18 protein-coding genes are annotated in these 20,767 nt (G+C 70.4%); 10 read left to right on the top strand and 8 right to left on the bottom strand.

What is annotated here, in order from left to right:
- The 5 genes from ligA to gatB all read left to right on the top strand — a co-directional run bounded on the left by ligA (position 1) and on the right by gatB (position 6,920).
- A complete protein-coding gene (gene ligA, locus G328_RS0110115) occupies positions 1 to 2,301 on the top strand; it encodes an NAD-dependent DNA ligase LigA (RefSeq protein WP_019619238.1) in 2,301 nt (766 codons plus the stop codon).
- 65 nt (positions 2,302 to 2,366) lie between these two features.
- Entirely contained in the window at positions 2,367 to 3,545 is a 1,179-nt protein-coding gene (locus tag G328_RS0110110) for an acetyl-CoA C-acetyltransferase (RefSeq protein WP_019619237.1), read from the top strand.
- A 54-nt stretch (positions 3,546 to 3,599) separates the two neighbouring features.
- Entirely contained in the window at positions 3,600 to 3,899 is a 300-nt protein-coding gene (gatC, locus tag G328_RS0110105; protein ID WP_019619236.1) for an Asp-tRNA(Asn)/Glu-tRNA(Gln) amidotransferase subunit GatC, read from the top strand.
- Positions 3,899 to 5,407 (top strand): Asp-tRNA(Asn)/Glu-tRNA(Gln) amidotransferase subunit GatA, encoded by a 1,509-nt coding sequence (gene gatA, locus G328_RS0110100; RefSeq protein ID WP_019619235.1) that lies wholly within the window; start codon positions 3,899 to 3,901, stop codon positions 5,405 to 5,407. Before gatC ends, gatA begins: the two co-directional genes overlap by 1 nt.
- A gap of 4 nt (positions 5,408 to 5,411) precedes the next feature.
- On the top strand, positions 5,412 to 6,920 hold the full coding sequence (gatB, locus tag G328_RS0110095) for an Asp-tRNA(Asn)/Glu-tRNA(Gln) amidotransferase subunit GatB (protein ID WP_019619234.1): 1,509 nt from the start codon (positions 5,412 to 5,414) through the stop codon (positions 6,918 to 6,920).
- Positions 6,921 to 6,941: 21 nt separating this feature from the next.
- Here the strand turns inward: gatB and G328_RS0110090 are convergent, their stop codons facing one another.
- Complete coding sequence (locus G328_RS0110090) at positions 6,942 to 7,691, bottom strand: MBL fold metallo-hydrolase (RefSeq protein ID WP_019619233.1); 750 nt, start codon at positions 7,689 to 7,691, stop codon at positions 6,942 to 6,944.
- Positions 7,692 to 7,725: 34 nt separating this feature from the next.
- On the opposite strand from G328_RS0110090, the gene G328_RS0110085 reads away from it, so the two are divergent.
- From G328_RS0110085 to G328_RS0110075, 3 genes are read left to right on the top strand one after another with little or no spacing between them, the layout of a single operon-like run.
- On the top strand, positions 7,726 to 8,388 hold the full coding sequence (locus G328_RS0110085) for an NUDIX domain-containing protein (RefSeq protein ID WP_019619232.1): 663 nt from the start codon (positions 7,726 to 7,728) through the stop codon (positions 8,386 to 8,388).
- Between the two features lie 17 nt (positions 8,389 to 8,405).
- Positions 8,406 to 9,749 (top strand): M20/M25/M40 family metallo-hydrolase, encoded by a 1,344-nt coding sequence (locus tag G328_RS0110080; protein ID WP_019619231.1) that lies wholly within the window; start codon positions 8,406 to 8,408, stop codon positions 9,747 to 9,749.
- Positions 9,746 to 11,218 carry an MFS transporter gene (locus G328_RS0110075; protein WP_019619230.1) on the top strand — a complete coding sequence of 491 codons (1,473 nt, stop codon included), beginning with the start codon at positions 9,746 to 9,748 and terminating at the stop codon, positions 11,216 to 11,218. Before G328_RS0110080 ends, G328_RS0110075 begins: the two co-directional genes overlap by 4 nt.
- On the opposite strand, the gene G328_RS0110070 is transcribed toward G328_RS0110075, so the two are convergent.
- The 4 genes from G328_RS0110070 to G328_RS0110055 are packed head-to-tail and all read right to left on the bottom strand — an operon-like array spanning position 11,202 to position 15,943.
- Positions 11,202 to 12,179 carry an acyl-CoA thioesterase domain-containing protein gene (locus tag G328_RS0110070; RefSeq protein WP_019619229.1) on the bottom strand — a complete coding sequence of 326 codons (978 nt, stop codon included), beginning with the start codon at positions 12,177 to 12,179 and terminating at the stop codon, positions 11,202 to 11,204. The two genes, G328_RS0110075 and G328_RS0110070, sit on opposite strands and share 17 nt — an antisense overlap.
- Positions 12,180 to 12,189: 10 nt before the next feature.
- Positions 12,190 to 13,218: an agmatine deiminase family protein gene (locus tag G328_RS0110065; RefSeq protein ID WP_019619228.1), complete on the bottom strand. Its 1,029-nt coding sequence runs from the start codon at positions 13,216 to 13,218 to the stop codon at positions 12,190 to 12,192.
- A gap of 29 nt (positions 13,219 to 13,247) precedes the next feature.
- The gene (locus G328_RS0110060; protein ID WP_019619227.1) at positions 13,248 to 14,222 is read right to left on the bottom strand and encodes a LacI family DNA-binding transcriptional regulator; all 975 of its coding nucleotides are present in this window, start codon (positions 14,220 to 14,222) and stop codon (positions 13,248 to 13,250) included.
- Complete coding sequence (locus G328_RS0110055; RefSeq protein WP_019619226.1) at positions 14,219 to 15,943, bottom strand: long-chain-fatty-acid--CoA ligase; 1,725 nt, start codon at positions 15,941 to 15,943, stop codon at positions 14,219 to 14,221. Before G328_RS0110055 ends, G328_RS0110060 begins: the two co-directional genes overlap by 4 nt.
- A 29-nt stretch (positions 15,944 to 15,972) precedes the next feature.
- On the opposite strand from G328_RS0110055, the gene dinB reads away from it, so the two are divergent.
- Complete coding sequence (gene dinB / locus G328_RS0110050) at positions 15,973 to 17,247, top strand: DNA polymerase IV (protein WP_019619225.1); 1,275 nt, start codon at positions 15,973 to 15,975, stop codon at positions 17,245 to 17,247.
- A gap of 5 nt (positions 17,248 to 17,252) precedes the next feature.
- On the opposite strand, the gene G328_RS0110045 is transcribed toward dinB, so the two are convergent.
- The 3 genes from G328_RS0110045 to G328_RS15955 all read right to left on the bottom strand — a co-directional run bounded on the left by G328_RS0110045 (position 17,253) and on the right by G328_RS15955 (position 20,049).
- Positions 17,253 to 18,107, bottom strand: a complete 855-nt coding sequence (locus G328_RS0110045; protein WP_019619224.1) for a 3-hydroxyacyl-CoA dehydrogenase — start codon at positions 18,105 to 18,107, stop codon at positions 17,253 to 17,255.
- Complete coding sequence (locus G328_RS15080) at positions 18,104 to 18,733, bottom strand: TetR/AcrR family transcriptional regulator (RefSeq protein ID WP_019619223.1); 630 nt, start codon at positions 18,731 to 18,733, stop codon at positions 18,104 to 18,106. The genes G328_RS0110045 and G328_RS15080 overlap by 4 nt, the downstream gene beginning before the upstream one ends.
- A 74-nt stretch (positions 18,734 to 18,807) precedes the next feature.
- Positions 18,808 to 20,049 (bottom strand): Cpe/LpqF family protein, encoded by a 1,242-nt coding sequence (locus tag G328_RS15955; protein WP_019619222.1) that lies wholly within the window; start codon positions 20,047 to 20,049, stop codon positions 18,808 to 18,810.
- A 70-nt stretch (positions 20,050 to 20,119) separates the two neighbouring features.
- Here G328_RS15955 and G328_RS16635 point away from each other — a divergent pair, with 70 nt between their 5' ends.
- Positions 20,120 to 20,761: a Type 1 glutamine amidotransferase-like domain-containing protein gene (locus G328_RS16635; RefSeq protein WP_019619221.1), complete on the top strand. Its 642-nt coding sequence runs from the start codon at positions 20,120 to 20,122 to the stop codon at positions 20,759 to 20,761.
- Positions 20,762 to 20,767: the final 6 nt, after the last annotated feature.

The raw sequence follows: 20,767 nt of genomic DNA, 5'->3' as shown, positions 1-20,767 counted from the left end.
ATGGCCGAACGCGACCCCGGGCTCGAATTCGATCAGGCCCGTGACGAGGCCGCGCGGCTCGCGGAACAGCTCACCGAGTGGTCGGCCGCCTACTACGAGGGCGACACGCAGCTCGTGCCCGACGCCGATTACGACGCCGGCATGGCTCGACTGCGCGAGCTCGAGGCGCAGTTCCCCGAGCTGCAATCGCAGGATTCCCCGACGCAGGTCGTCGGGGGCGGCGCTTCGTCGCTGTTCGCCGAGGTCGCCCACCGCGAGCGGATGCTCTCGCTCGACAACGTGTTCTCGGTCGACGAGCTGCGGGCCTGGCTCGAGCGCACCGACGCGGCCGCGGGCGGCGACGTGCGGTGGCTCACCGAGATCAAGATCGACGGGCTCGCGATCTCGCTCACCTACGAGCGGGGCGAGCTCACCGTCGCGGCGACGCGTGGCGACGGGCGCACGGGCGAAGACGTCACCGAGAACATCGCCGACATCGCGTGCATCCCGCAGCAACTCACGGGCGATGACCTGCCCGAGCTCGTCGAGGTGCGCGGTGAAGTCTTCTTTCGCGTCGACGACTTCCGCGACCTCAACGCCGAGCAGACCGCGGCGGGGGAGGCTCCCTTCGCGAACCCGCGCAACGCCGCCTCGGGCTCGCTGCGCCAGAAGCGCGAGGGCAAGCGCGGGGCGAAGCTCGAGCTTATGCGCAAGCGCCTCGGCCGACTGAGCATGTACGTGCACGGCATCGGTGCGTGGGTGCAGGGCGACGACGCGCCGCCGCGGCTCACGAACCAGTCGGACTACTACGACCTCTTCGCAAGCTGGGGTTTGCCGACGAGCCCGCACACGCGGGTGGTTGACGACGCGGATGCGGTGGTCGCCTACGTCGAGGAGTACGGCGAGCGGCGCGCCTCGATCGAGCACGAGCTTGACGGTGTCGTCGTGAAGGTCGACGACCTCGCGCAGCACGACGAGCTCGGCGCGACCTCGCGGGCGCCCCGCTGGGCGATCGCGTACAAGTACCCGCCCGAAGAGGTGCACACGAAGCTGCTCGACGTGCGCGTCGGCGTGGGCCGCACGGGTCGGGTCACGCCGTACGCCGTCATGGAGCCCGTGCGCGTCGCCGGGTCGACCGTGACGTTTGCGACGCTCCACAACCAAGAGGTCGTGCGCGCGAAGGGCGTGCTCATCGGCGACACGGTCGTGCTGCGCAAGGCGGGTGACGTGATTCCCGAGGTGCTCGGACCGGTGCTCGCCGAGCGGCCCGACGACGCGCATCCGTTCGAGATGCCGACCGCCTGCCCCGAGTGCGGCACCGAGCTGCGCGCGATGAAGGAGGGCGACATCGATCTGCGCTGCCCGAACGCGCGCAGCTGCCCCGCGCAGGTGCGCGGCCGGGTCGAGCACATCGGCTCGCGGCAGGGACTCGACATCGAGGTGCTCGGCGAGGTGACCGCGGCCGCGCTCACGCAGCCTGACGAACCCGAGCAGCCGCCGCTCGTCACCGAGGCCGCGCTGTTTGACCTCACGCTCGACGAGCTCGTGCCGATCGTCGTCACGGTGCGCGACGCCGACACCGGCGAGCCGCGGGTTGACGCCGATGGCGAGCCGCGCCGTCGCACGCCGTTCCGGGTCGTGAAGGCGAAGACGTACGCGCCCGAGGCCGAGGGGATGACCGCGGCCGAGCGGCGCAAGGCCGGGTTCAAGAAGGATGTGCCGGTGTACGGCGCATCGACGCAGGCGCAGAAGCTGCTCGACGAGCTCGAGAAGGCGAAGACGAAGGAGCTGTGGCGGCTGCTCGTGTCGCTGAACATCCGCCACGTCGGGCCCGTCGCCGCGCGGGCGCTGGCCGACTGGTTCGGGTCGCTCGACGCGATTCGTGCCGCGTCGGTCGAGGAGCTCTCGGCGGTTGAGGGCGTCGGCGGCATCATCGCCGAGTCGATCGTCGCGTGGCTCGACGTCGACTGGCATCTCGAGATCATCGACCGCTGGTCGGCCGCGGGCGTGCAGTGGTCGATCCCCGGGCATCCTGGGCCGGGCGCTCGCGAGGAAGTCGAGGGGCCGCTCACCGGCCTGACGATCGTCGCGACTGGCACGCTCGAGGGCTTCACGCGCGAGGGTGCGAAGGAGGCGATCATCGCCGCAGGCGGCAAGGCGGCGGGATCGGTCTCGAAGAAGACCGACTTCGTCGCAGCGGGCCCTGGCGCCGGGTCGAAACTCACGAAGGCCGAAGAGCTCGGCATCCCCGTGCTCGACGCCGACGGTTTCCGGCTGCTGCTCGAGGGCGGTCCAGACGCGGTGGCGGCCCCCGAGGCGTAGCCCGACACGCACCACGACCGACGTAAAGTGGTCGGCAGTAGACCGCCAGGCGAAGGGGAACGACCGTGACCGACATTGTGATTGTGGCGGCCGCCCGCACCCCGCAGGGGCGGCTCAAGGGGCAGCTTGCGAGCTTCACCGCGCCGCAGCTCGGGTCGATCGCGATTCGGGGCGCCCTCGAGCAGGCGTCGGTTGACCCCGCCGACATCGATGCAGTCATCGTTGGCCAGGTGCTCGCCGCGGGCAGCGGGCAGAACGCGGCGCGACAGGCCGCGATCGGTGCCGGCCTCGGTTGGGAGACGCCGGCTCACTCGGTGAACAAGGTGTGTCTTTCGGGCCTCACCGCGGTGATCGACGCCGCGCGCATGATCGCGACGGGCGACGCGACGACCGTCGTCGCCGCGGGCATGGAATCGATGACTCGCGCCCCGCACCTACTCATGAACTCCCGCGACGGCTGGACGTACGGCAGCGTCGAGGTGCTCGACCACCTCGCCTTCGACGGACTCACCGACGCCTATGACCACGAGAGCATGGGCGCCTCCACCGAGCGCCACAACCCCCGATTCGAGATCGACCGCGATGACCAGGATGCGGTGGCCGCGCGGTCGCACCAGCGTGCGCAGGCGGCGACCGAGGCGGGCATCTTCGAGGCCGAGATCGTGCCGGTCGAAGTTCCGCAGCGAAAGGGTGAACCGCTCGTCATCACGCGCGACGAGGGCATCCGCCCCGACACGACGGTCGAGTCGCTCGCGAAGCTGCGCCCGGCCTTCGCCGAGGGCGGCACGATCACCGCGGGCAATTCGTCGCAGATCTCCGACGGCGCCTCGGCCGTCATCGTCACGACCCGCGAGCGGGCGGATGCGCGCGGTTGGCCCGTGCTCGCCACCGTCGGCGCGAGCGGGCAAACCGCCGGCCCTGACAACTCTCTGCAGGCACAGCCGTCGCGAGCGATCGCGCGGGCGCTCGACAAGCAGGGCATTACCGCCGCCGCCCTCGACCTCGTCGAGATCAACGAGGCGTTCGGCGCGGTCGTCGCGCGCTCGCAGCGCGACCTCGGCGTGAGCGACGACATCGTGAACGTGCACGGCGGCGGCATCGCGATCGGCCACCCCATCGGTGTTTCGGGGAACCGGCTCGTGGTGCACCTCGCCCACGAGCTCGCGCGCCGGGGGAGCGGCACGGCCGCGATCGGCCTCTGTGGCGGTGGCGGCCAGGGAGAGGCGCTCATCCTCACCCGCTAAGTCACGGCGCAACTAGACTGGGCAGGTCGGATTGCAACTCGAAGACGGAACGGTATGTCAGACATCACTCGCGCAGACGTCGAGCACCTGGCGGAGCTCTCGCGCATCGATCTCACGAATGAGGAGATCGACCGCATGACCGAACAGCTCGGCGCCATCAACCAGCTCATCAGCAAGGTCCAAGAGGTGGCGACGCCCGACGTCGCGCCCGCCAGCCACCCGTTCGTCACCGCGAACGTCATGCGCGCCGACGAGGCCGCCCCGACGCTCGACCGTGACGAGGTGCTCGCGCAGGCTCCCGACCGCGACGAGTCGCGCTTCAAGGTGACCGCGATTCTCGGAGAGGAGCAGTAGTGGCCGACCTCACCCAGCTCACCGCCGCCGAGCTCGCCGACCGCCTCGCGGCCGGCGAGACTACTTCGGTCGACGCAACCCAGGCCCACCTTGACCGCATCGCCGCAGTCGACGGCGCGGTGCACGCCTACCTCAAGATCGACGCCGAGGGTGCGCTCGCGCAGGCCGAAGCGGCCGACGCGGGCCGCGCCGCCGGTACCGCCACCTCGCCGCTTGCGGGCGTGCCGATCGCGGTGAAAGACAACATCGTCACCCGCGGCCTCGAGACCACGGCCGGCAGCCGCATCCTCGAGGGGTGGCAGCCGCCGTACGACGCCCACGTGGTCGAGCGGCTGCGCGCCGCTGGTCTGCCGATTCTTGGCAAGACGAACATGGACGAGTTCGCGATGGGCTCGTCGACCGAGACGAGCGGCTTCGGCGCGACGAACAACCCGTGGTCGCTCGACCGCATTCCGGGCGGTTCGGGCGGTGGCTCGGCCGCCGCGGTCGCCGCGTTCGAGGCACCGCTCGCGCTCGGCACCGACACCGGTGGTTCGGTGCGCCAGCCCGCGGCCGTGACCGGCACGGTCGGTGTGAAGCCGACCTACGGCGGTGTGAGCCGCTACGGCGCCATCGCAATGGCGTCGTCGCTCGACCAGATCGGCCCCGCCGCCCGCACCGTGCTCGACGCGGCGCTGCTGCACGACGTTATCGGTGGCCACGACGGCCGCGACCAGACGTCGATGGCCCACGAGTGGCCCTCGTTCGCCGACGCCGCAAAGGCGGGCCAGCGGGCGGATGCGCTCAACGGCCTGCGCGTCGGCGTGCCCCGGCAGCTCGCCGAGGGTGAGGGTTTCGAAGCTGGCGTGCGCGAGCGCTTCGAGGAGGCGCTCGACGTGCTGCGTGAGCGCGGCGCCGAGATCAGCTGGATCGAGCTCACGACGCTCGACTACGCCGTCGCGGCGTACTACCTGCTCATGCCCGCCGAAGTCTCGAGCAACCTTGCCCGGTACGACTCGGTTCGCTACGGCCTGCGAGTGACGCCCGAAGGCGCGAACGTCGAGCAGGTGATGAGCGCGACCCGCGCCGCCGGCCTCGGCGACGAGGCGAAGCGCCGCATACTGCTCGGCACGTATGCCCTGTCGAGCGGCTACTACGACGCCTACTACGGTTCGGCCCAGAAGGTGCGCACGCTCGTGCAGGGCGACTTCGACCGCGCGTTCGCCGACGTCGACGTGCTCGTCGCGCCGACCGCACCGACCGTCGCGTGGCGTCTCGGCGAGCGCGTCGACGACCCGACCGCGAACTACGTTGCCGACATCACGACGATTCCGGCGAACCTCGCGGGCATCCCTGCGCTCTCGCTTCCCATGGGGCTGAGCGAGGGCCTGCCGGTCGGGTTCCAGTTCATGGCGCCGGCGCGGGAGGATGCGCGGCTCTACCAGGCGGGCGCGGCACTTGAGTCGTCGCTTGCGGAACGTTGGGGGAGCCCGCTGTACGCGCAGGCGCCCGAGCTGAAGGAGGCGTAGCGAGATGGCGAAACCCGAACTCATGAACTTTGATGAGGCGCTCGAGAAGTACGAGCCCGTCATCGGCCTCGAGGTGCACGTTGAGCTCTCGACGAAGACGAAGATGTTCTCTCCCGCACCGAACCCGTCGGGCGACGAACACGACGCCGCGCCGAACACGCAGATCGGCCCGGTCGACCTCGGCCTGCCCGGCACGCTGCCCGTCGTGAACGAGCAGGCGGTGCGGTATTCGATTCAGCTTGGCCTCGCGCTCGGCTGCTCGATCGCCGAGGAGTCGTCGTTCGCGCGCAAGAATTACTACTACCCAGACAGCCCCCGCAACTATCAGATCTCGCAGTACGACGACCCGATCGCGTTCGACGGCGAGGTCGAGGTGGAGCTCGAGGACGGCACGGTGTTCCAGGTGCCGATCGAGCGCGCGCACATGGAAGACGACGCCGGCAAGCTCACCCACATGGGCTCGACCGGGCGCATCCAGGGCGCATCCTCGTCGCTCGTCGACTACAACCGCGCGGGCGTGCCGCTCGTCGAGATCGTGACGAAGCCGATCTTCGGAGGCGAGCACCGCACGCCCGAGCTCGCGGCGGCGTACGTCTCGACGATCCGCGACATTGCGCGTTCGCTCGGCGTCTCGTTCGCCCGCATGGAGCGCGGCAACCTGCGCTGCGACGCGAACGTCTCGCTGCGTCCGCGCGGCGAGGAGAAGCTCGGTACGCGCACCGAGACGAAGAACATCAACTCGTTCCGTTCGATCGAGCGGGCCGTGCGCTACGAGATTCAGCGCCAGGCCGCGCTGCTCGCGAAGGGTGAGTCGATCACGCAGGAGACGCGGCACTGGCACGAAGACACCGGCCGCACGTCGTCGGGCCGTCCGAAGTCGGACGCCGACGACTACCGGTACTTCCCCGAGCCCGACCTCATGCCCATCCGCCCGAGCGTCGAGCTCGTCGAGGAGCTGCGTGCCGCGCTGCCCGAGCAGCCCGTGCTGCGCCGTCGTCGCCTGCGCGAGGAGTGGGGCTTCAGCGGCCAGGTGTTCCAGGACATCGTGAACGGTGGCCTGCTCGATGCGGTGGATGCGACGGTCGCGGCCGGCGCCTCAGCCGCCGGCGCCCGCAAGTGGTGGCTCGGCGAGCTCAGCCGCCTCGCGAACGAGCAGGGCGTGCACCCGACCGCTCTCGCAACGCCGCAGCAGGTCGCCGAGCTCGAGGTGCTCATCGCCGACGGTACCGTCAACGACAAGCTCGCGCGCCAGGTGCTCGAGGGCGTGCTCGCGGGCGAGGGTTCGCCGCGCGAGGTCGTGGATGCGCGCGGGCTCGCGGTGGTCTCGGACGACGGCGCGCTCATCGCGGCAATCGACGAGGCACTCGCGGCACAGCCCGACGTGCTCGCGAAGATTCAGGACGGCAAGGTGCAGGCTGCCGGCGCCGTCATCGGCGCGGTCATGAAGGCCATGGGCGGCCAGGCCGACGCCAAGCGCGTGCGCGAGCTCATTCTCGAGCGCGCTCAGGCGTAGTTCATTCGCCTACCTCGCGGATCAGTTCCCCGCGAGGTAGGCAAGCTGCGCCGCGACCGAGAGGCGGGCCGCGCCCTGCGCGGCGACATCGGCGTAGATCGCGCCGGCGACCCGCTCGACGAGCTCGTCGTCGACGCGGGCGGATTCGCCAAGCTGGGCGAGCACGCCACGCACCTGGTCGAGCCGCTCCAGCCGGTGGGCACGCAGCGCCGTGACGGCCGCGATGGAGTCGGGGATCTCGTCGCCGTGCCCGGGCAGGATGCGCCCCGGCCCGAGCTTCTCGATGAGGTCGAGCGACGCGAGGTAGTCGGCGATCGTGCCGTCGGGGTGCTCGATGACGGTCGTCGAGCCGCCGAGAATCGTGTCGCCCGTGAGCATCGCGTGCGCCTCGGGCACGAGCACGCTCACCGAGTCGCTCGTGTGGCCGGGGGTGGCGAGGATGCGCAGGGACGTGTCGCCGAGCGCGATCGCCTCGCCGTGGCGCAGCGGCTCGGCGCCCCGGCACCAGGCCGGGTCGACGGCGCGGGCGACGGCGCCGGTGCGCTCGACGAGCGCGTCGACCGCCTCGGTGTGGTCGCGGTGCCGGTGGGTTGAGAGCACGAGCTCGATTCGCTCGGCGGTCTCGACGATCGCGTCGAGGTGCTCGGCCTCGAGCGGGCCGGGGTCGACGACGCAGCTCCCCTCGCCGCTCGTGATGACGTACGTATTCGTTCCGGTCAGGGTCATCGGTGACGGGTTGTTCGCCCGCACCAGCGCGATGTCGACAGCCATACCGCCAGCGTATCGCTCGCGATATGGTGCACAGATGACCACACCCGCTTCGCCCGAAACGACCGAGCGCCTCGCCGCAACCGTGCTCCTGCTGCGCGATGGTGACGAGGGCATCGAGGTGCTCATGCTGCAGCGCCCCTCGCGCGGTTCGTTTGCGAGCGCCTGGGTGTACCCGGGCGGCAAGGTCGACCCCGAAGACGGCGACCCGGCCGACGAAGAGGCCGCGGCCCGCGTCGCGGCCGCCCGCGAGGTGCGCGAAGAGACCGAACTCATCGTTGACCCGGCGAGCCTCACGCCGCTCGCGATCTTCAGCCCGCCCCACAATGTCACGCCGCGATTCCGCACCTGGTTCTTCGTCGCCCCAACGTTCTCGGGCACGCCGGTGCCTGCCGAGGCGGAGGCGGTGGCCCTCGAATGGGTGCGCCCGCAGCGGATGCTCGACGCGCACGCGAACGACGCCCTCACGCTGATCGCGCCCACGTGGGTCATGCTCGGCAAGCTCACGAAGTACGCCGACGTCGCCGAGGCCCTCGCCGACTTGCGCTCGGGTGGCTTCGAGGAGCTTCCCACCCGGGCGCGCGACGGCGGCATCATCTGCTGGCCGGGCGACGCGGTCTACGACGACCCCGACGCCGTCGGCGAGGCCCGCCACCGGCTCGAGACCGCCACGAAGCCCTGGCGCTACCTGCGCGGCTAACCGCCTACGCTGTGGACATGAGCCAGTCAGCGTCGCCTCGGGCGGGCATTGCCGAACGCCTCTCGCGCATGATTCAGGTGCCGACCGTGTCGGCCGAACTCGACGAGCGCGGGCCCGAGCCGTTCGAGGCGTTCGTGGCCCTGCTCTCCGAGCTGTACCCGCGCATCCACGCCTCGCTCGAGCTCGAGCGCATCACCGACTTCGGGCTGCTCTACCGCTGGCCGGGCGCGAACCCGGCCGCCGACCCGGTCGTGCTCATGGCGCACTACGACGTCGTGCCGGTTGACGAGCGCGACCCATGGACGCATCCGCCGTTCGAAGGGCGCATCGAGAGCGGCCGCGTGTACGGTCGCGGCGCGCTCGACGACAAGGGCCCGCTCGTCGTGCTCTTCGACGCTGTCGAGAACCTCCTCGCCGACGGGTTCGTGCCCGCCCGCGACGTCTACCTCTCGCTCGGCGGCAACGAAGAGACGTTCGGTGCCGCGGCCGAGGCGATCGTCGAGGTGTTCCGGGAGCGCGGCATTACGCCCTGGCTCGTGCTCGACGAAGGCGGCGCGGTCACCGACGCGCCGCTGCCCTTCGTCACTGGCCTCGCCGCGATGGTCGGCGTCGGCGAGAAGGGCGTCGTCAGCCTGCGACTCAGCGCCCGCAGCGACGGCGGCCACGCGTCGACCCCGCCGCCGCTCACCGCCGTCGGCCGCGTCTCGCGCGCCGTCGCACGGCTGAAGCCCACGACGTATCCCGCCCGGGTGCCCGAGGCGATCACGCGGATGCTCGGGTTGTTCTCGGCCCGCAGCTCCGGCTTCGGGCGACCGCTGTACCGGATACTCGCGGCCTGGCCCTGGCTCAACGCTCGGGTGTTCGCGCGGCTCGGCGGCGAGGCGGCCGCGCTCGTACGCACGACGATTGCGCCCACGGAGCTCGGCGGTGGCACCGCACACAACGTGCTGCCCTCGCAGGCCCACGCCGTCGTGAACCTGCGGCTCGCGCTCGGCGAGACCGTCGGCGGCACGGTGCGGCGACTGCGGCGCCGAATCGCCGACCGGAGCATCACGATCGAGGTGCTCGAGGGGAGCGACGCGTCGCCCGAGTCGCCGAGCGACGGCCCGCAGTTTGCGCTCATTGCCGAGTCGGTTCGGGCGTCGCACCCCACGGCGGTCACGGTGCCGTACGTGACGATGGCGGCAACCGACTCACGCTACTTTCACCGCATCTGCCCCGCGACGTACCGCTTCGCGCCGCTGCTCATGAACGCCGAGCAGCGGGCGACAATCCACGGCGTTGACGAGCGCGTCGACGTTGTCGAGCTCGAGCGCGGCGAGCGATTCCACCGCACCCTGATCGAGGGGATTCCGGCATGAGCCGCCGACCGCGGGGTGCTGCAAAACCACGCGCATCCCTCGGCCCGCTCGCGGGCGTCGTCGGGCTGCTCGCGTTCGTCGAGTTCACGAGCGGGGTGCTGCAGGGGTACTACACGCCGATGCTCACCGACATTGCGCGGCACCTCGACGTACACGACGCCGACGTCAACTGGCTCGAGGGGTCGCAGCTCATGCTCAGCGCGCTCGTCGTGCCGGCGTTCGCGAAGCTCGGCGACATGTTTGGGCACAAACGGATGCTGCTGTGGTCGACCGCGATCACGGCACTCGCGTCGCTCGCGCTCCCGTTCGCCGGCTCGTTCGGGGTGTTTCTCGTCGCGTGGGCGCTGCAGGGCTTCTACGTCGTGTGGCTGCCGCTCGAGGTCGCGATTATCTGGTCGCGCACCCGCGGCCGCGACGACGCCTCGCTGCTCACCGCCCGCGCCGCCGGCATCCTCGTCGCGACACTCGAAGCTGGCGCCATCGCGGGCGCCCTGCTTGGCGGCCAGCTCGTCGACACGCTGCCGCTGTCGATCGTGCTGCTCGTGCCGGCGCTGCTCGTCGTCGCGTGCTTCTTCGTGATCCGGTTTGGCGTGCGCGAGTCCGACCTGCTCACGGGCGGCAAGCTCGACCTCGTGGGGCTCGTGCTCGTGTCGCTCGCCCTCATCGCGTTCACGGGCGGGCTGAGCCTGCTGCGGCTCGGCGGCGTCGCGAGCCCGGTCGCCTGGGGCGTCGTGGCGGTGGGCCTGCTGCTGCTCGTGCCCTTTGCCCGGTACGAACTGCGCCACCCCGACCCGCTCATCGACGTGCGGATGTTCCGCTCGCCCGCACTCGCGCCCGTGTTTCTCACCGCGGGCCTGTTCGGCGTGAGCGTGCTCGGCGCGCAGGCGCCGCTGTCGACGTTCGCGCGCACCGACCCCGAGCTGTACGGCTACGGGCTCGGCACGACGGGCTTCCGCACCTCGCTGATCATCGGGCTGTACCTCATCGCGATGATTGTGGGCGCGCTGCTCTATTCGCGGGTGTCGCGTTGGATCACGCCGCGCCTCACGCTCGTCGCGGCGGCCACGCTCGTGGGCGTCGGGTATCTGCTGTTCCTGCCGCTCCACGACACGTACGCGCAGGTCGTGAGCAACATGGTGGTCGCCGGCGTCGGCTCGGGCGCGCTCGTCGCCGCCCTGCCGGCAGCTGCCGCGGCCGCCGCGCCGCCGACGCAGACGGGCGTCGCGACGGGCCTCACGAACTCGGTGAAGACCGTCGGCGGCGCAATCGCGTCGGCGATCTTCGGCATCGCGCTCATGCAGGGTGCGTCGGGCGTTGCGGCGACGGCCGAGGCGACCGCGGGCACACTCGCGGGCTACTTCACGGTGTGGAGCGTCTGCGGCGTCACGGGGCTCATCGCGGCGGTGCTGCTGCTGTTCGTGCCGAAGACGGCGTTCACCGACCGGGCCGTGCCTACGCCTCGCCCTTGAGCCGAATCATCGCCTCCTGCGCCACGGTCGCAACGAGCTCGCCGTCGCGCGTGTAGAACTCGCCCTGCGTGAGCGAGCGCCCGCCGTGGGCGTTGTTCGACGCGAGCACGAGCAGCAGCCAGTCGTCGGCGCGCGCGGGGCGATGCCACCACGCGCTGTGGTCGAGGCTGGCGACCCGGAGCCGACCGTCGACCCATGCGAGGCCGTGCCGGCGCAGCACGGGGTCGAGAATCACGTAGTCGCTCACGTAGGCGAGCGCCGCGCGGTGCACGAGCGGATCGTCGGGGAGCGGGCCCGTCGCGCGCAGCCAGACGGCGGCCTCGGCGCGCCGGCCCGGCGTCGGGCGCAAGAACGCCGGCGGGTCGACGTAGCGCAGCTCGAACGGGCGGCGGTGCACCCAGTAGTTCGCGAGCGACTCGCCGGCCACGGCCACCTGCGCGGCCGCGTTCGTGAGCTCGTCGGGCTGAGGAATGCCCGCGGGCATCTCGGCCGAGTGGTCGAGCCCGTCGGACTCCACCTGGAAGCTCGCGATCATTGACCAGATCGGCTTGCCGTGCTGGTAGGCCTGCACGAGCCGCGTCGAGAACGAGTTGCCGTCGTGGCTGCGCTCGACCGAGAACGTGATGGGCTCGCGAATGTCGCCCGGGCGCAGGAAGTTGCCGCGCATCGAGTGCAGTTGCCGGTCGTCGGGCAGCGTGCGCGAGGCCGCGACGATCGACTGCGCCGCGACCTGCCCGCCGAACACGCGGCCGTGGGGCATCCACTGGCTCTTGCCGGTGAAGATGTCCTGTGTGGTGCGCGCGCCGGTCTCGTCGAGGTCGAGCGTCGCGAGAAACGCGTCGAGCGGCGGCAGCTGCTCGAGCTCGGTGAGCTCGGGCGCCTCCTCGGCGAGCAGCCGGGCGGCCGGCGATTCGGAGTGCAGCTGCCGCGGCGCGGCGTCGGGGGATTGGCTCTCGGTCACACCGCCCAGCTTAGCGAGCGGCCTCGGTCACGAGCGCGGGCTGCTGCTGCGTAATGCAGTGGATGCCGCCGCCGCGCGCGAAAATCGGGCGGGCGTCGATGGCGACGATCTCCCGGCCCGGATACGCGTCGGCGAGCACCTCGAACGCCTCGGCATCGTTCGGGTCGGCGAAGCCGCACGCGATGACCGCGTCGTTCGCGACGAGGTGGTTGATGTAGCTGTAGTCGACCCAGCCCTCGGCGTCGCGGAGTTCCTTCGGCGCGGGCACGCGCAGGATCTCGCGGGGCGTGCCCGCCGCCTCGAACGACCGCGGGAGCGAGGCGATGATCTCCTTCGAGACCTCGAAGTCGGGATGCGCCGGGTCGCGCTGCTCGTGCACGAGCACGCGGCCGTCAGGCGTGTACGAGGCGACGATGTCGACGTGGCCGCGGGTGCCAAACTCCTCGGAGTCGCGGGTGAGGCCGCGCGGGAGCCAGATGGTCTGCTCGGCGCCGAGCTTCTCGGCGAACTCGGCCTCGACCCGCTCGGGCGACCAGCCCGGGTTGCGGCCCTGGTCGAGCTGCACCGTGCGGGTCGCGAGCACCTGGCCCTCGCCGTTGACGTGGATTCCGCCGCCCTCGTTCACGAGCGGTGAGTCGACGACGCGCACACCGGCGAGCTCGGCGACGCGACGCCCGATGCGCGCATCCTTGTCCCACGTCGCCCACTCCTGGGCGCCCCAACCGTTGAACACCCAGTTGATCGCGACAAGCTCGTCGCCGTCGAACGCGAAGGTCGGGCCGATGTCGCGCATCCACGCGTCGTTGAGCTCGGCCTCGACGATCTCGACGCGGCCAGACAGGGCGCGCTTCGCATGCGCGAGTTCGCTCGTGGGCACGAGAATCGTGACGGGCTCGAAGTCGACGGTCGCGTTGGCGACAGCCGCCCAGGTCGCGCGGGCCTCGTCGGCGTCGGCCTCCGACGTGCCGAAGAGATAGCCAGGGCCCGGCCAGGCCATCCAGGTGCGGTCGTGACGGGTCCACTCAGGGGGCATCTTCATTGTTGCGACTCCTCTCAACTCCCGGCAGCTTAATCGATTAACCTCCCCCGCGTCGAGGCCCGGAAATGCCACTCCACGTCAAACTCCTCGTGCGGGTTCGCGGCCGAGCCGTCGAGCACATCGAGCAGGTGCGTCGCGAGGCGTGCCCCGAGCTCCCGCGGGCGCAGATCGAGCGCCGTCACGGGCGGGTCGAGCAGCCGGTCGGCGAGCGTGTCGGTGTACGAGGCGAGCAGCACGTCGCTGCCAATCTCGTGGTCGTGCGCGCGCAGGAACCCGGCGACGCTCGTCGCCGTGCCGTCGGGGATCGCGATGATCGCGTCGACGTCGACGAGGCGCGCACACGCCGCGCGAATCTCGTCGCTCGTCGGCGAGAACGCGACGCTGACCGACTGCGTCTCGGCCCCGCCAAACTCGCGCACGGCTCGCGCGACCTCGGCACCCCACACGGTGTCGTCGGGTGGCAGCAGCACGCCGATGCGCGCCGCACCGCGCCCCACGAGGTGCGCAAGCACCTCGCGGGCGCGTGCGTAGTGATCGACGAACACGACTCCGGTCGGTCGCGGAAGCTCCTCGGGAACCGCCTCACCAGTCACGATCGGCACCCCCGACTCGAGCAGCGCGCGTGCCGTCGCGTCTTCGCGGCTCACATCGATCGTGACGATGCCGTCGGTGTACGGCACGAACGCTCGCGGGTCGCCCGACTGGGGGAGAATCAGCGCCGCGACTCCGCGCGCGCCGGCCGCGTCGGTGACGCCGAGGGCGACGTCGGCGTAGTACCACTGCAGCGTCACACCCGGCGGAAGGTAGATGCCGATGGTGCCCGTGCGCTGCCGGCGCAGGTTGCGGGCGGCGACGTTGACGACGTAGCCGAGCTCGGCCGCGGCCTCGAGCACCGACTCGCGCGTTGACGCCGAGACGCCCGCGAGGTCGCGCAGCGCGAGCGACGCCGCGGCCGTCGACACGCCCGCCCGCGTCGCGACGTCGCGCAGGGTCGGTCGGCTCACTTGCCTGCCTTCGCCCCGCCGAGCTGCTCGCGCACCTGCTTGCGCAGCACCTTGCCGAGCAGCGACTTCGGCAGCTCATCGACGACGACGTAGCTGCGTGGCACCTTGTAGTCGGCGAGCTGCTCGTGCGCGAAGGCGCGGGTCGCCTTCTCGTCGAACGTCGCGCCCTCCTCGAGCACGATCGCGGCGGTCACCGACTCGGCGCCAGACGAGCCGCGCGTGATGCCGACGACCGCCGCCTCGGCGATGCCCGGCACCTTCACGAGCACCTGCTCGACCTCGGTGGGGGCGACGTTGTAGCCGCCCGTGATGATGAGCTCCTTCGCCCGGTCAACGACCGTGATGAACCCGTCGGCATCCTGCGTCACGAGGTCGCCCGTGCGCAGCCAGCGGCCGGGCAGCAGCACCTTGTCGGTCTCCTCGGGGTTGTTCCAGTACCCCTGGAACACCTGCGGCCCGTGCACGAGCAATTCGCCAACCTCGCCGAGCGGCACCTCGCGCTCGGGGTCGTCGGGATCGACGACCTTGATGGTCGTCGACGCGTGCGGCAGGCCGATCGTGCCGATCTTGCGGGTCGGCCCGAATGGGTTCGAGAACACGATGGGGGAGGCCTCGGTGAGCCCGTAGCCCTCGTTGAGGCCGCCGCCCGCGACCGCCTCCCAGCGCTCCACGACGGGATCGGTGAGGGTCATCGCGCCGCTCATCGCGTAGCGCACGCCCGACAGATCGAGCTTGCCCTGCTTCGCGATGCGCGCGAGCCGGTCGAACATCGGCGGCACGCCGGGGTAGAACGTCGCGGGGTGCACCTTCGACGCGTCGATGATGAGCTCGGGGTCGAAGGTGGGGAACAGCGTGACGCGCGACGCCGTGACGACGCCGTAGATCGTGCCGAGCAGGTTGCCGAACGAGTGGAACATCGGCAGGAACGCGTAGATCGTCTCCTCGCCCATCGTGAACTCGGGCATCCACGCCTTGCCCTGCCGGCCGTTCGAGAGCAGGTTCGAGTGCGACAGCATCGCACCCTTCGGCGTGCCGGTCGTGCCCGAGGTGTAGGCGAGCATCGCGATGTCGGATGCGTCGGGCTTCGGCACCTCGTCGCCGATCGGCACCTGGTGGAGCACCTTCTCGAACGGCACCGTGCCGGGCGCCTTTGCCGTGAGCTTTTCGCGCGACTCGCGCGCCTTCTTCACGGGGAGCTTCATGAGCAGCTGCAGCTTGCGCGGCATCATCTTCGTCATGTTCACCGAGATGACGCGCCGCACCTCGACCTCGCCGGCGAGCGACTGCACGACGGGGGCGAGCTTGTCCCACGCGATCGTGAACACCGCCCCGTGGTCTTGGTACTGCGTGCGCAGCTCGTTGCGGGTGTAGAGCGGGTTGTGCTCGACGACCGTGGCGCCGAGGCGGAGCACGCCGTAGTACGCGATGACGTGCTGCGGGCAGTTCGGCAGCACGATCGCGACCCGGTCGCCGCTCTTCACTCCGAGCCTGCGCAGGCCGTTCGCGAAGCGGGTGACGTGGTCGTGCAGCTGCGCGTACGTCGTTTCGGCGCCGAAGAACTCGAGGGCGACGTGGTCGCCGAAGTGCTCGGCGCGGTCGGCGAGCTCGTCGTAGAGCGACGTCGTCACGGGCTCGATATCGCGGGGAACGCCTGGGGCGTAGTTCTTCGTCCACACGCGATTGGCATTGAACTCGGACACGGGGATTGCGGCATCGCTCATACCCGCAGTTTATTGGCGAGAATGGGAGCATGTCTCGGAAGCAGCTCGGCGCGCGTGAGGTGGGCGACGCGCGCGACGACGGTTCCGCGACGATTCTCCACGTCGACATGGACGCATTCTTCGTCTCGGTCGAGCTGCTCGAGCGCCCCGAACTCCGTGGGGAGCTCGTCATCGTTGGCGGCGCGGGCGGCCGCGGCGTCGTGTCGTCGGCGAGCTACGAGGCTCGGGCGCTCGGTGTGCACGCCGCGATGCCAATGGCGCGGGCGCTCCAGCTCGCGCCGGGCGCCACCGTCATCTCGGGGCACATGCACAAGTACCGCGAGGCCTCCGATGCCGTCATGGCGATCTTCCGCGAGTTCACGCCCCTCGTCGAACCACTCTCGATCGACGAGGCGTTTCTCGACGTCACCGGCGCCGTGCGACTGTTTGGCCCGCCCGCCGAAATCGCCCGGCGCATCCGCCACGAGGTGCACGCGCGCACGGGCCTCACCTGCTCGGTCGGCGTTGCCGCGACGAAGTTCGTCGCGAAGCTCGCGAGCGGCAAGTGCAAGCCCGACGGCCTGCTCGTGATTCCCGAGCGCGACACGGTGCCGTTCCTCCACGCGCTGCCCGTCGGCGCGCTCTGGGGCGTCGGTGCGACGACCGAGGCGAAGCTGCACGGCCGCGGCATCCACACCGTGTTCGAGCTCGCGCACACGCCCCCTGCCGCGCTCGAACGCATCGTCGGCAAGTCGATGGGTGCGCACCTCGCGAACCTCGCCTGGGGGCGCGACTCGCGACCCGTCGAGGTCGAGCGGCGCGAGAAGTCGGTTTCACACGAGCAGACGTTTGAGGTCGATGTCACGTCGCACGATGCGCTGCTGCGCGAGGTGCGAGCGCAGGCGGATGCGGTCGCCGCGCGGCTGCGCCGGGCAGGGCTCGCGGCGGCGACGGTCGCGGTAAAGCTGCGCTGGGCGAACTTCGACACCGTGTCGCGGCAGGTGCGTCTCGAGCGCCCCTCGGACACGGGGCTCACGCTCTACCGCGCGGCCGCGCAGCTGTTCGACGAGCTCCACGCCGAGGGGCGCCCCGTGCGGCTCATCGGCGTGCGCGCCGCCGACCTCGTCGAAGCTGGGCAGGCGACGTCGCTGCTGCTGTGGGACGACGCGCACGACGACGAGTGGTCGGCCGCCGAGCGGGCGACGGATGCGGCGGTCGCGAAGTTCGGCAAGGCCGCGATTCGGCCCGCATCGCTGCTCGGCCGCGGCGAGCGCCGTGACGGCGGTACGGGGCTCAGCGAGCGCCCGAACCGGCCGTCGACGTAGGCGCGCTACTTGTAGCTGTAGAAGCCCTCGCCGGTGGCGACGCCGAGCTTGCCCTGGTCGATGAAGTCCTCCTTGAGGATCTTCGCGAACTTCTGCGACTCCTCATCGCCCATGACCGACACGTTGTAGGCGGTGGTCAGGCCGACGATGTCGAAGATCTCCATGGGGCCGCGGGGTGCGCCCGTGCCGATGCGCCAGGTCTTGTCGATGGTCTCGGCGTCGGCGATGCCGTTCGCGTACAGGTAGCCGGCCGCGTTGAGCAGCGGCACGAGCAGCGTGTTCAGCACGTAACCGGGCTGCTCCTTCTTCACCTCGATCGGCACCATGCCCTGCTCGGTCGCGAACTCGACGACGGTCGCGTAGACCTCGGGGTCAGTGTCGGCCGTGCCCATGATCTCGGCGGTGTTCTGGGCCCAGATCTGGTTCGCGTAGTGCAGCGCCAGGAACTTGTTCGGGCGGCCCGTCGCATCCTTGAAGCTCGAGGGGAGCAGGGTCGATGAGTTCGTGGCGAAGATCGTCTTCTCGGGTGCGAGGGCGCCGACCTTCTCCCACGTCGACTTCTTGATCTCGGGGTTCTCGGGCACGGCCTCGATGACGAGGTCGGCGTCGGCGACGGCCGCAGCGAGGTCGCTCGTCGTGGTGAGGCGCTCGAGCGCGGCGGCCGACTTGCCGTCTTTCGCGCCCTCAACCTCGGCGTCGTAGCGCTTCGCGAGGGCCGCGAAGCGCTCGTTGGCCGCGGCGACCGCGTCATCGGTGATGTCCCATGCAGTGACGGTGAAGCCGGCGTAGGCGGTCTGGTATGCGATCTGCGAGCCGAGTACGCCCGAGCCAAGCACGGTGACGTTCGTGATGTCAGTCATTGCTGTTCCTTCTTTCCTTTGACCGTGGCGAGAAAGCCCCGAACGATCAGCTCGGTTTGGCCACGGAAGTGTGCGGTGAGGTCGGCGGGGGAGCGCCCGTCGCGGTCGGCGCGCACGAGCTGCAGGTGCAGCGACGCGTAGACCGTCTCGGCCGCGAGTTGCGCGGCCTCAGTCGCGCCGGGCTCTTCGGCAGCGTCGAGCAGGATCCCGCAGATCGTGTCGACGACGCGGTCAACGATTGCGACCGCCTCGGCGCAGTGCTCCTCACGTGGGTCGCCGTCGAGCGCCGCGCGCTGATACGCAACCAGGTTCTCGAGCTGGGTGCGATCTTCGACGAACGGTGCCACGAGGGCGACGATGCGGTCGGTCGCCGTACCGTGCCCGGCGTCGGCGTACTCCGCGAGCCTCGCGCTCAGGGCCGCGTTCCCGACCATGAGCATGAGCGCCGCCTTCGACGGCGCATAGCGAAAGAGCGTGCCGTGCGAGACATCGGCCGCCTCGGCGACCGCGCTCGTCGTAGTGCCGGCGTAGCCGTGCTCGGCGAAGAGTCGGCCCGCCTCGGCGAGAATTCGGGTGCGTTTCGCCTGCTTGTTGCGCTCGCGTCGACCCTGCGGTGCTTCGGTCATCCGGATCACCCTCTCTGCCGAGCCCGAAACTTTGACCTCACTTATTAATGAGCATACTCAGTTTTAGGCGCGAATCAAGCGAGCGCGAGCGCGTCGCCCGCGAGCAGCAGGGCCTCGACGGTCGCGTCGGCGACCGGCTGCGTGTCGCCCGACGCCGTGACGACGACGGTGACGATCTCGCCGCTCGGCAGCACGCCGCGCCACGAACCCGCGACGACGCCCGAGAGCGAGCCGCCCTTGAACCAGAGCGAGTCGTAGCCCTCGACCGGCACGCCGGGATTCTTGCTGAGGGCCGCATCGACCTCGGGATGCGCGGCCGCGTCTTCGGCGAGTTGGTCGTAGGCGTCGGCGATGTCGGCCGGCGTCGCCTGCCAGGTCGGCGCATCCGCCATCGACTCCGCGAGGGCCGCGTCGCTCACCCCGGCCGTGAGCGCGTCGTCGCCATAGAGCTGCTGGAACATTTCGGCGGTCGTGGAAACGGGCCGCATCGCCTCGGGCGCCGCGGCGTCGACCCGATCGCGGCCGGCGGCCTCCATGAGCAGGTCGGTCGCGGTGTTATCGCTGATCGAGATCATGAGCTGGGCCGCATCGGCGACCGTCACGGTCGTGCCCGCGGGCTCGTCTTGCAGCCGCCCACTCGGGAGCGACTTGTTGTCGTCGGTGATGGTGAGCTCGTCGCTCCAGGCGAGGTCCCCCGCGTCGATCGCGTCGACGACCGCGAGCAGCACCCAGAGCTTGAAGATCGACCCGATTGGGCGCGCCTCGCCGCTCGTGGCCACGACGTCCTCATCATCGACGCGCACAAACAGCTCGGTCGACACTGGCAGCGCCTCGAGCCGCTCCTGCACCTCGTCGAGGCTCGTCGCCGCCTCGTGCTTCATCTCGGGGAGGAGCTGCAGGCCCGTGATCGTGCCGTCGCTCGTCACCGCAAGCTGCGCCGTGAACGGCTCACCGACGGCGCCCTCGAACACGACGCTCGCGTTCAACTCGTCACCGACGTAGTCGCGCAGCACGAACGGCGCGGCGGGCCGGATGTTCGTGTTGAGCAGCGAGACGACCTCCTCGAGCGGCACCGCGTCGGTGAATTCCTCACTGAAGACGCCGTCGAGGTCGTCGGCCGTCACGTCGTCGTCGCGCTCGAGCAGGTCGTGGAGCCAGCGCATCCGTTCACCCGCCGGTGTCTCAGGGAGCTCGACCGGCTTCGCCCCTGCGGTCTCGGAGCGCGTCGGCTCTGGCTCGGATGCGCCGCTCGCGCAGCCCGCGAGCAGTAATGCCGCGGTCGAGAGGGTCACGGTGAGCAGCTGTCGAATTCGCATGGGTCTCCTGTTGGCTCGCGAACTTCCAGGGTATCGGCCGGAGCCCAACCGGCTTCGGTACCCTGACGCCATGAAGCTGCTGCTCTTGTCGATGCAGGCCGGTGCTCTGCCCGGGTTTCTGCACACGCATGTCGGGCGTCTGAGCGAGGCGCGCATCGGCTTCGTGCACGACGCGATCGGGCGGGTGCCCGAGCACGTCTCGATGCCGGATTGGATCTACGAGGAGCGTCAGCGAATCGTCGAGCAGGTCGGCACCGTCGACGACCTCTTTCTCGCCGAGATGAAGGCCGACGAGGTCACCGCGGCCCTCGACCGCATCGACGCGCTCTACGTGCGCGGCGGCAACACGTTCCTGCTCCGCGACGCGATGCGCATCTCGGGCGCCGACAAGCTCATCGTCGAGCGCGTCAAGGCGGGGCTGCCCTACATCGGCCTCAGCGCCGGCTCGGTCGTGGCAGGCCCGAGTCTCGAGCCGATCGTGCCGATGGACGACCCCGACGAGGCTCCGAACCTGCCGAGCTACCGCGGCCTCGGGCTCATCGACTCCGTCATCGTGCCGCACGCCGACGGCCAGCTGCCGCCGTATCCGCCCGAGATCATCGAGCAGATCGTCGCGACGTACGGCGACCGCTACCAGCTGCAGCTGCTCGAAGACGATCAGGCGTTCGTCGTCGACGAGCGCGGCGAACGCATGATCTCCTCGGCCGACTGAAGTATC

Origin of the sequence: [Zimmermannella] faecalis ATCC 13722 (genome assembly GCF_000381765.1) — a bacterium.
Lineage (GTDB): Bacteria > Actinomycetota > Actinomycetes > Actinomycetales > Microbacteriaceae > Gulosibacter > Gulosibacter faecalis.
The sequence above is the reverse complement of the archived record's forward strand: the minus strand, read 5'-3'. Positions and strand labels throughout refer to the sequence as shown.